Consider the following 10,889-nt stretch of genomic DNA (forward strand, 5'->3'; position numbering starts at 1 on the left):
GGCGCGCGAAACCCAAACTAATTGATTTGAATCATGATTTATCATCATATTGCCCTTAATGTGCCGCTTTCAGACGGCCTGCTGACTTATGCGCACCACGAAGCCTTGCCGGTTGGCACGCGCGTGGTGGTGCCGTTTCGCAACAAACCGCAAGTCGGCATGGTGTGGGCAAACGATGTCATGCCCGATATTGATGTGCGCAAGATTCAAAGTGTTCAGACGGCCTTTACCGACGAACCGCCGCTGCCGCAGGATTGGCGCGCATTGTTGGCGTTTACCGCGCGCTATTACCATTATCCGCTGGGGCAGGCCGTGTTCACCGCGTTGCCGCAAGGCTTGAAGGAAACCAAGCCTGTGGCCATGCCCGAGCCGCCGCTGTTTTACCGTTTAAACGAATCCGGCAGGGCGCAAACGCCGCCGCCCGAGCGCTTCCATAAAAAACGCGCCGTGTGGGAGGCTTTGCTTTCAGACGGCCTGACGCTATCCGTTTTAAAAAAAATCCACAGCCAAGCAGAAAAATTGTTAGACGAATGGGCGGAACAAGGCTGGATAGACACGTTTCATGCCGCCGCGCCCAAATTGATGCCATCTGAACACATATTAAACGCCGAGCAGCAACACGCTTCGCAGCAGATTCAGACGGCCTTTGGGCAGTTTCAGCCGTTTTTGCTCTACGGCATCACCGGCAGCGGCAAAACCGAAGTGTATTTCGATGCGATTGCCCAAGTGTTGGCGCAGGGCAAACAGGTGTTGTTTTTACTGCCCGAAATCAATTTGACGCCGCAGCTGTTGAAGCGCGTGCAAAACCGTTTTGCAGATGTGCTGACCGCCGTGCTACACAGCCAAACCGCCGCAGGAAAACGCACGCAGGATTATTTGCGCGCGATGTCGAGACAGGCAAAGTTGGTGATCGGCACACGGCTGGCGGTGTTTACTCCGATGAGTGAACTTGGCCTGATTGTGGTGGATGAAGAACATGATTCATCGTTTAAACAAGACAACGAACTGCGCTACCATGCCCGTGATTTGGCGGTGTGGCGGGCGAAGCAGGCGGATTGTCCGATTGTGTTGGGCAGCGCGACGCCGAGTCTGGAAAGCTGGCACAAAGCCCAAAGCGGCGCTTATCAGTTGCTTGAATTGACCGAACGGGCCCACACTGCCGCGCAGCTGCCGCAAGTGGAGGTTTTAAATGTAGGCCGTCTGAAACTCGACAACGGCTTTTCGCCGCAAGCCTTGAAATTGCTTCAGCAAAATTTTGAAGCGGGTGGCATGTCGCTGGTGTATCTCAACCGCCGCGGCTTTTCACCGGCCTTGTTTTGCGGCGATTGCGGCCATACCTTCGGCTGCCCGAATTGTTCGGCCAAGATGGTGTTGCACCAACGCGCGCGGCAATTGCGCTGCCACCATTGCGACCACTGCGAGCCGGTGCCTTATAAATGCCCCGATTGCGGCAATCAGGATTTGACCGCCGTCGGCCACGGCACGCAGCGCGTGGAAGAAACGCTGCGAAATTTCTTGCCGCAAGCCAAAGTGGTGCGCGTGGATCGCGACAGCACCTCACACAAAGACGATTGGGCGGATTTGTACCAACGCATTGCTGCCGATGACGTGGATATTTTGGTCGGCACGCAAATGCTGGCGAAAGGGCACGATTTCGCGCGGCTGAATCTGGTGATTGTGCTGAATGCCGACGGCAGCTTATACAGCTCCGATTTCCGCGCCCCCGAGCGTTTGTTTGCCGAGCTGATGCAAGTATCCGGTCGAGCGGGACGTGCCGACAAAGCAGGGCAGGTGCTGATACAGACGCAATTGCCCGACCATGCCGTATTTGCCGCTGTGAAGGCGCAGGATTACCGCCATTTTGCTGCCAACGAATTGAGCGAGCGCGAAATGTTTGCCATGCCGCCATTCGGTTTTCAGACGGCCATCCGCGCCGATGCGCCGAATGTGGCGCAGGCGATGGATTTTTTGAACGAGATGAAAGCCCTAGTTCAGCCCTTGCTGCAAGAGAGCGTGACCCAGTTCGGCCCTGCGCCCATGCTGATGGTGCGGCTGGCCGAGCGCGAACGGGCGCAGCTTTTTCTGGAATCGACTTCACGCAAGGATTTGCATCATGCGGTAAGTTTGTGGGTGCAGGTGTTGCAGCAAAACCGCGACCACAAAATCCGCTGGAGTGTGGATGTAGATGTGCAGGATATGTAGAAATAGTCTTTATAAATCAGAATAATACGGCCTTGCCGGCACCTTTAAACGACTATATTTTTAGATAAAACGAGGCCGTCTGAAGATTCAGACGGCCTGATACCTTTGCAAAATCCCTATCTTTGGCACATTTCTTCGTTGTGCGCTGCTCGAAAGCTTGCCTATCTAAGTGATATGTCTGCGCTTTCTGTGCTGCTACAACTTTGAACTGTACTCAAATCTAGGGTTTTGCAAAGGTCTCAGCTTTGTTTGCTTGGTTCCATGTCATTCAAATCATCGGCGACCACACGCTTTCTTCTTTTAACAGGGCATCGACTGCTTCGGCGGTGCTGACAAAAACGCTGCCGGAGAGACTTTTGATCATCACCGAATGCTGCAGCTTGTCTGCCAACGGGCCTTTGATGTCGGCAAAGTGCAGCGAAATTTGCTGTTTTTGCAAATCGTAATTAAGCGCGAGCAACATTTCTTGTGCGGTTAAGTCGATGTTATTCACAGCGGAAAGCATTAAAATCAAATGCTTGTAGTCGGGTTGCGTGGCTAGAGTGCGTTCCAAATAATGGCGGATGGGCTGGGCATTGCCGTAAAACATGCTTTCATCGATGCGCACAATCAGCAGGCTGCTGTATTGCGTGGTCGCGTAGCGCTTGATGCTGCGGAAGTGGCCGTCTGCCGTTTGGCCGACAACGGTTAAATGCGGATGGCTTGATTGCCAAATCAAACCGGCAAACGACACCAAAATCCCTAACACCAAACCAATATTCAAACCAAACAGCAACACGACGAAGCAGGCCGTCAGAAACGCGGCGACATCGGTTTTGTCGCTGCGGGCGGCGCGTTTGAGCGTGTCCCAGTCCATCATGCTGAGAATCGCCACCATGATGTTGGCCGCCAGCACGGCATACGGCAAAGGCTCGAGATAATCGGTCAGCAGTAATAAAAAAGCTGCCATCACGCCGACCGAAATGATGCCGGCCAAAGGCGTTTGCGCACCGGCATCGACATTCACCGCCGTGCGCGAGAAGCCCCCAACTACAGGAAAACTTTGGAAAAACGCGCCGAACATGTTTGCCCAGCCCAAGCCTTTTAATTCCTGATTGGTGTCGAAGGCTTCCTGCCGTTTGCGCGCGCAACTGGCGGCCACGGAATTGCTGGAAACGAAGGTAATCAGCGCAATCAAGGCGGCAGTGGGCAGCAGCTGGATGACTTGGTTCAACACATCATGCAGGCCGCCTGAAAATGGCAGCACAAAATGCGGCAGCTTGGTCGGCACATGCTCAATCACAGCGATACCGCGGTGTTGGAAATCCAGCAATAAGCTAAACACCACCGCCGCAATCATGATGATTAAAGGCAGCAGGCGCACGATAAATTGGGCGGTTTTCGGCGCGAGCCAATGTGATAACCAGCGGTTGAGATAATAGCGGTTGATAAAAAACAGGCCAAACGCCAGCGCACCGACCATCAGCGTCGGCAAATGCAGCGTGTGAATGCGGTGGATAAACGCCAAGGCGTAATCGATGATGGTGCTGCCGGAAAGGTTAATACCGACTAAAAATTTGATTTGGCTGATAAAAACCAGAACCGATGCGCCGGTGACAAAACCGGCCGTGACCCCTTGGCTGATAAAGCGGGTAATCCAACCCAAGCGAAACAGCGAAGCCAACCACAATAATGCACCCATCAGCAAAGCCAAAAATCCGGCCAAGAGCGCATATTGCTCCGGCGGCAGATGTTGGTAGTTTTGCAGCGCATGGGCGGTCATGATGGCGGTCACGGCGACAGGCCCCACCGCATTGACATTGCTCGCACCAATCCACGCATACACCAATACCGGCACAATCGCGCTGTATAAACCATACACCGGCGGCAAGCCCGCCAGCGCGGCATAACCCAAGCTTTGCGGAATCACGATGATGCCGACAATCAGCCCGGCCATAATATCTTGGCTCAGACAGCGGCGGTCGTAGCGGCGCAGCCAATCAGGTAGAAAAGATAAAGGCATAGTGAATCTCAACAAAATCTAAGAATTTTTTATTTTATATATAATAAAAATATAATATAATGGTTTCGTGATGAAATCAATCAGGAGAAAAACATGACCATGCAGATAAAATCGTTTTTGGATCCCGACACCGAAACCTTCAGCCATATTTTGACTGACGAAGGCAGCAAGCTGTGTGCCGTTATCGATCCGGTATTGGATTTTGACCCTAAAGCCGGCCGTGTTTCTTATAATAATGCCGATAAACTGATTGATTTTGTGCGGCAAAACCAGCTGCAGCTTGAATATATCATCGAAACCCACGCCCATGCTGACCATTTATCGGCTGCGCCTTATCTAAAGCGCGAGTTGGGCGGGCGTTTGGTCATCGGCAAACACATCGAAAAAGTGCAGAAAGTATTCAAGCCCTTGTTTAATTTAGGCGATGATTTCAAAACCGATGCACGTCAATTCGATATTCTAACCGAAGAGGGCAGCGAACTGTGTTTAGGCAGCTTGCGCATCAAGGCGATCCATGTGCCGGGACATACCCCTGCCGACATGGCGTATCTGGTTTCAGACGGCCTGAAAACGGCGATGTTTGTCGGCGATACTTTGTTCGCACCCGATGTCGGCACCGCGCGTTGCGATTTTCCCAAAGGCAGCAGCAGCGATTTATATGATTCCATACAGCGTTTGCTGGCGTTGCCCGATGAAACCGAGCTGTATTTGTGCCATGATTATCCGCCGGAAGAACGAACGACACACATTGCCAAAATTACCGTGGGCGAACAAAAACGCAGTAATATTCATGTCAAACAAGGAACGGACAAAGCCGCATTTGTCAAAATGCGCGACGAGCGCGATGCCACATTGGCCATGCCGCGCCTGATTTTACCGTCGGTGCAGACCAATATTAATGCCGGCCAATTACCGCAACCGGAAGACAACGGCGTGCGCTATCTGAAAATTCCGCTGAATCAGTTGTAGCTTGTTCAGACGGCGTTTGGGATGGCCGTCTGAAACGCAAAGCCGCAGTGTAGAACATGCGGCTTTGCTGGGGATGCCGTCTGAAATGCTTTATGTGTTTCAGACGGCCTTGAGACCTTTGCAAAACCCTAGATTTGAGTACAGTTCAAAGTTGTAGCAGCGCAGAAAGCGCAGACATATCATGAAGATAGGCAAGCTTTCGAGCAGCGCACAACGAAGAAATGTGCCAAAGATGGGGATTTTGCAAAGGTCTCAACCTTTTTATGTAAACCAAGACTCAGGCCGTCTGAATGGCTTATAATATTGCCGTTTTACCCAAAACAATCTCTTGAAATCACAATGAAATTACGCGAAAGCCTTACTCTTTTCATGCTCACCGCCTTCTCGTTACCCGCTATGGCCTTAAACTTCGGAAAAATCCCTGCCGATGAAATTTCGGTGTATGTGCAGGATTTGGACACGGGCAAAGTGCAGATTGACCACCGTTCGGGCGTGTCGGTGAATCCGGCTTCCACCATGAAACTGGTGACCGCGTTTGCCGCGTTTCAAGCCTTGGGCAAGGATTATCGCTGGACGACCCACTTCAAAAGTGCGGCGCCTATTGTTGGTGACACGCTTAACGGCGATATTTATTGGGAAGGCAGCGGCGATCCGGTGCTCGATCAAGATGGTCTGATTGCTTTGCAGCAGCAATTGCGCGACCGCGGTATCCGTAATATTGCCGGACAACTGGTGCTCGACCGCAGCCTGTGGGGCGACATCAGAAACAGCAAGGAATTTGCCGCCGACGAAGCCGAGACCTACATGACGCCGCCCGACCCCAACCGCTTGGCGTATAAAGTGGTGGCGGTGAAGGGCGAACGCAGTCCTTTGGGTGATATTGTGTGGACGACCAATCCGCCGCTCCCTAATATCAAGCTCGACAATCAAACCACCATTGTCCCATCTGCTGCCGAATGCAAATCCATCAGCCACTACATGAGCGGACGATACAGCGGCGGCGCATTGATTATCAGCGGCAATGTGCCGGAAACCTGCTTGAGCGAGACTTTGTATGTGAACATGCTCACGTCGCAAGATTTTGCCCGCCGCAGTTTCATCAACCAATGGCGCGCTGCCGGGGGCACGATTTCAGACGGTCTAAAAGTCGCCGCCACGCCGTCTGAAGCCAAGACCTTAGCCAGCTTGCAATCCAAGCCTTTGAGTGAGATTTTGGCGGATATGAACAAGTTTTCCAATAATCTGATTGCGCGTTCGGTGTTTTTAAAACTGGGGCAAGACAAGGATTTACATGAAGCCTTGCATCGAGCTGATTCGGCGGTGAAGCTGGAATTGGGCATGGCGGGTGTGGATACCACCCATTTGGTGCTGGAAAACGGCTCGGGCTTGTCGCGCAAAGAACGCGTCACCGCGAAAATGATGGGGCAATTATTGGAACAAGCCTATTTCAGCCGCTATAAAGATGAGTTTATCAATACCTTACCAATTGCTGGTGTGGACGGCACGCTGAAAACGCGTTTGAAACAAGCCGGAGACAACCTGCGATTGAAAACCGGCACACTTAAAAATGTGCGTGCGCTGGCCGGCTATTGGCTGGGCGAGCAGCCGAAAGTGGTGGTGGTGGTGATCAACAGCCCGAATTCGGATGCTTATTTAAAAGATATGGATAGGCTGGTGTCGGAAATTGTTTTGCCCGGCGGCAAAAGCTGGGTGGCATTAGGTAACACTTGCGAAGTGCGGCAAGATGTTTGATTAGGTTGAATTTATATAACAAGCCGTCTGAAACCATGGGGTTTCAGACGGCCTGTTTGTTAATTTAAAAGCTTCACAAAGATTTCAGATTGCTTCTGTTGTTCAATTACTTTTTATTTCAAATGATTAGCTGAAAACTAGGAAGATAGTTTCATGTTGGGTGCAAAAATAAAGCAGGTTAATTATGTAGTAAATATTTGTTTTATTTATAAAATTGAATAGATTTTATTCGATTATCAAAAAAATCATGGCCGGTCGCTTTGCAAGGCGCGGGAATTGCGGTATGCTGAAACCAAATATTTACAAATCTTGATGTAATTTAAACATATCTAATTGTAAATGAAATAAATTTGTCTTGAATGCGCATGAAAAACGCATAAAAGCCAAGTTGTTGTTTTCTTAACAGAAGAAAAAAGCTCAGATCTGAATCTGCTTATCAAAAGTAAGTTTATTAAAAATGAGGAGCGATAACATGAATCCCATGTATATCACGTTTGGTTTATACCTTGTGGCGGTGTTGCTGATTGGCTTGGCCGCTTATTTTTCTACCCGCAACTTTGACGACTATATTCTCGGCGGCCGTAGCTTAGGCCCTTATGTAACGGCGATGTCGGCCGGTGCATCCGATATGTCGGGCTGGTTGTTGATGGGCTTGCCGGGTGCCATTTACGCGGTGGGCTTGAGCGAGGCTTGGATTGCCATCGGCCTGACCATCGGCGCGTGGCTGAACTGGTTGTTTGTGTCAGGCCGTTTACGCGTGCACACCGAATACGCCAACAACGCCTTGACCCTGCCGGATTATTTCTTCCACCGCTTTGGCGCCAAAGGCCAAGCGATGAAAGTGATTTCCGCAATTATTATTCTGTTTTTCTTCACCATTTACTGCGCTTCAGGCGTGGTAGCCGGTGCGCGTTTGTTCCAAAGCTTGTTTGAAGGCATGAGCTACGAAACCGCCATTTGGCTGGGTGCGGGTGCAACCATTGCCTATACCTTTATCGGCGGTTTCTTAGCAGTGAGCTGGACGGATACTGTACAAGCAACACTGATGCTGTTCGCCCTGATTCTGACGCCTGTAATGGTGTACTTGAGCTTGGGTGGCGCAGAAGAAATGAGCGCGGCAGTACAAGCCGTGGCTGCAACCACCGGCCAAGAATACGGCAGCTTGTTTGCCGGAACCACCTTCTTGGGCATTATTTCCACCGCCGCATGGGGCTTGGGCTATTTCGGCCAACCACACATCTTGGCGCGCTTTATGGCTGCTGAAAACGTGCAATCGCTGAAAAGCGCACGCTGCATCGGTATGACATGGATGATTGTCTGCTTATCTGGTGCCGTAGCCGTAGGTTATTTCGGTATCGCCTATTTTGGTGGCCATCCTGAACAAGTGTCTGCGATGGAAGGCAACAACGAACGCGTGTTCATCGCCTTGGCCACCTTATTGTTCAACCCATGGATCGCCGGTGTGATTTTGAGCGCGATTTTGGCGGCGGTAATGTCCACCTTGTCTTGCCAATTGCTGGTGTGCTCAAGCGCGATCACTGAAGACTTCTACAAAGGCTTCCTGCGCCCAGATGCAGCTCAAAAAGAATTGGTATGGGTCGGCCGCATCATGGTATTGGCCGTGGCCGTGATTGCCATTCTGATTGCCGGTAATCCCGACAGCAAAGTCTTGGGCTTGGTATCTTACGCATGGGCAGGCTTCGGCGCCGCGTTTGGCCCGGTGGTAATCTTATCCGTATTCTGGAAACGCATGACCGCCAACGGCGCATTATGGGGCATGATTACCGGTGCCGTCGTGGTGGTATTGTGGGCAGAATTCGCCAATCCGGCACTCAAAAACGCCGGCATGGCCACCATGTACGAAATCGTACCGGGCTTCATCGCCTGCTGGTTGGTGACTTATATTGTGTCACTGATAGGCAAAGAGCCCAGCCGTGAAGTGATTGAAAAATTCGAAAAAGCTGACGCGGATTATCGCGCAGCAAGCTGATTGGAATAAGTAAATGAGGCCGTCTGAAAAGAGATTTTCAGACGGCTTTTTCATGTGTTTTAAATTTTATTGATTTGTTGTTTATGGTGAAAATCAAAGAGTAAGCAGTTACAATGATTTGGTATGACTATATGGGATTATTTCAATATCAGCTGAAAGGGGAAGAGAAGTGAAACAAGCTATTGCGCATGTGCGGGCGTTTGATAAAGCCGAGCAATCGGTTGAAACTCATTTAATTGAAACTGCAGCGATTGCTCAGGCTTTGGCAAAAAAGCTGGAATTGTCCGAAGCAGGTGAATTACTGGGACTCATGCATGATTTTGGCAAGTATTCTACGGCGTTTCAGGAATATATCAGGGCGGTAACTGGCCAAGATCCCGATGCGGATAATGACTATGTTCTCCCGAACGGTCAGAAAATCGACCATTCTACCGCTGGGGCACAGTGGGTTTACCGCCGTTTGAAAAAGTTCGGGGCACAAAACGGCATCGGCGAGTTGGTCGGGCAAATATTGGGCTTGTGTATTGCTTCGCATCACGGCGAAGGCTTGATCGACTGTTTAAGTATGAACGGCGAAGCGGTGTGGCAAAAACGCTTTGATAAAGAAGACGAGCTGACCCATTTAAGCGAATGTGAACAACGTGCTGATAAGGCGGTGAAAATACGGGCGGAAGAGTTGGCGGGCGAAAATTTAGTGAAATCGCTATTAAAGCCGCTTGCCGCCATTTTTAAGAATCCTGACAGTAACGACAAAATCAAAGAATTCTATATCGGCTGTTTAACCCGTTTCCTGTTCAGTTGTCTGATTGATGCCGACCGCATCAACAGTGCCGATTTTGAACGGGAGGAGCAGAAAGATTTACGCCGTCTGGATCAATCCCCTGATTGGCAGCAAGCCATTGATAAATTGGAAATGCATTTGGCAAATTTTGAAATCCGTTATCCGATTGATGAAGTCCGCAGTGAGATTTCTGCTACCTGCCTGAAGCGTGCAAATGATCCTCAAGGCATTTACACTTTAACCGTGCCGACCGGCGGCGGTAAAACATTAGCTAGTTTGAGATATGCTTTGCATCACGCCAAACAGCACAAGCTTGACCGTATTATTTATATTATTCCTTATACTTCTATCATTGACCAAAATGCCGAAGCAGTACGTAAAGTATATTGTTTAAATCCAAAAGATAACGGCGATTCATGCCGTGTATGTTCCGAATGTCAAAAATGGGTGCTGGAACACCATTCCAACCTTGAGCCCGAACAGCAAAACTGGCAAGACAAACTGCTTTCGGAAAACTGGGACAAGCCGATTGTTTTCACCACCATGGTGCAGTTTCTAGATGCCTGGTTCGGCGGCGGTACGCGTGGTGTGCGGCATGTGCATGCAATGACAAAAAGTGTACTGATTTTTGACGAAATCCAAACCTTGCCGGTGAAGTGCGTACATCTGTTTTGCAATGTGCTGAACTGGCTGACGCAATTCGGCAAATCTAGTGCGGTATTGTGCACGGCAACCCAGCCGTTGCTGGATAAATTGCACAAATCCGATTTGGGGGCGTTAAAGCTGGCGGAAAATGCGGAAATTATGGGACGGAACAAAACGCTGAATCAATTATTTGATGATTTATCGCGCGTGGAAATTCACTATAAGCCAAAGGCGGGCGGCTGGCCGGTGGGTGAAGCCGGCGCATTCTTGCTGGAACAGTTTCAGACGGCCTCAAGCTGCCTGTTTATCGTCAATACCAAAAAATGGGCGCAGGAGCTGTATCAATATTGCCAGCGGCAGGATGTACCGCCGGAAGCCTTATTTCACCTCAGCACCAATCAATGTTCGGTACACCGCAAAGCCATCTTTGATGAAATCAAAGGCCCTTACATTCGCATTTCAAGTGCAACGCTCAAATGCCATTGGCAAGGGCTGCTGAAAACAGATCACCCGGTGTCTCATAGTCCAATGTCTTTCTCGGTCGGCGG

Annotated in this window: 6 protein-coding genes; 5 read left to right on the top strand and 1 reads right to left on the bottom strand. The window is 50.3% G+C overall.

The window, feature by feature from the left end; translation table 11 throughout:
* Positions 1-33: 33 nt before the first annotated feature.
* Positions 34-2,202 carry a primosomal protein N' gene (locus CRG49_RS02340; protein WP_095502390.1) on the top strand — a complete coding sequence of 723 codons (2,169 nt, stop codon included), beginning with the start codon at positions 34-36 and terminating at the stop codon, positions 2,200-2,202.
* A gap of 268 nt (positions 2,203-2,470) precedes the next feature.
* Here CRG49_RS02340 and CRG49_RS02345 read toward each other — a convergent pair whose 3' ends face one another.
* Positions 2,471-4,204 (bottom strand): SulP family inorganic anion transporter, encoded by a 1,734-nt coding sequence (locus CRG49_RS02345; protein WP_095502238.1) that lies wholly within the window; start codon positions 4,202-4,204, stop codon positions 2,471-2,473.
* Between the two features lie 93 nt (positions 4,205-4,297).
* On the opposite strand from CRG49_RS02345, the gene CRG49_RS02350 reads away from it, so the two are divergent.
* The 4 genes from CRG49_RS02350 to CRG49_RS02365 form a co-directional block, all read left to right on the top strand.
* Positions 4,298-5,173 carry an MBL fold metallo-hydrolase gene (locus tag CRG49_RS02350; protein WP_198511394.1) on the top strand — a complete coding sequence of 292 codons (876 nt, stop codon included), beginning with the start codon at positions 4,298-4,300 and terminating at the stop codon, positions 5,171-5,173.
* A 339-nt stretch (positions 5,174-5,512) separates the two neighbouring features.
* Complete coding sequence (gene dacB / locus CRG49_RS02355) at positions 5,513-6,925, top strand: D-alanyl-D-alanine carboxypeptidase/D-alanyl-D-alanine-endopeptidase (RefSeq protein WP_095502237.1); 1,413 nt, start codon at positions 5,513-5,515, stop codon at positions 6,923-6,925.
* Positions 6,926-7,397: 472 nt separating this feature from the next.
* Complete coding sequence (gene putP / locus CRG49_RS02360; protein ID WP_095502236.1) at positions 7,398-8,915, top strand: sodium/proline symporter PutP; 1,518 nt, start codon at positions 7,398-7,400, stop codon at positions 8,913-8,915.
* Between the two features lie 169 nt (positions 8,916-9,084).
* Positions 9,085-10,889: CRISPR-associated endonuclease Cas3'' (locus CRG49_RS02365; RefSeq protein WP_198515136.1), on the top strand; the 1,805-nt coding region annotated here is incomplete at its 3' end.

Source organism: Neisseria sp. N95_16, assembly GCF_002551535.2.
Taxonomy (GTDB): domain Bacteria; phylum Pseudomonadota; class Gammaproteobacteria; order Burkholderiales; family Neisseriaceae; genus Neisseria; species Neisseria brasiliensis.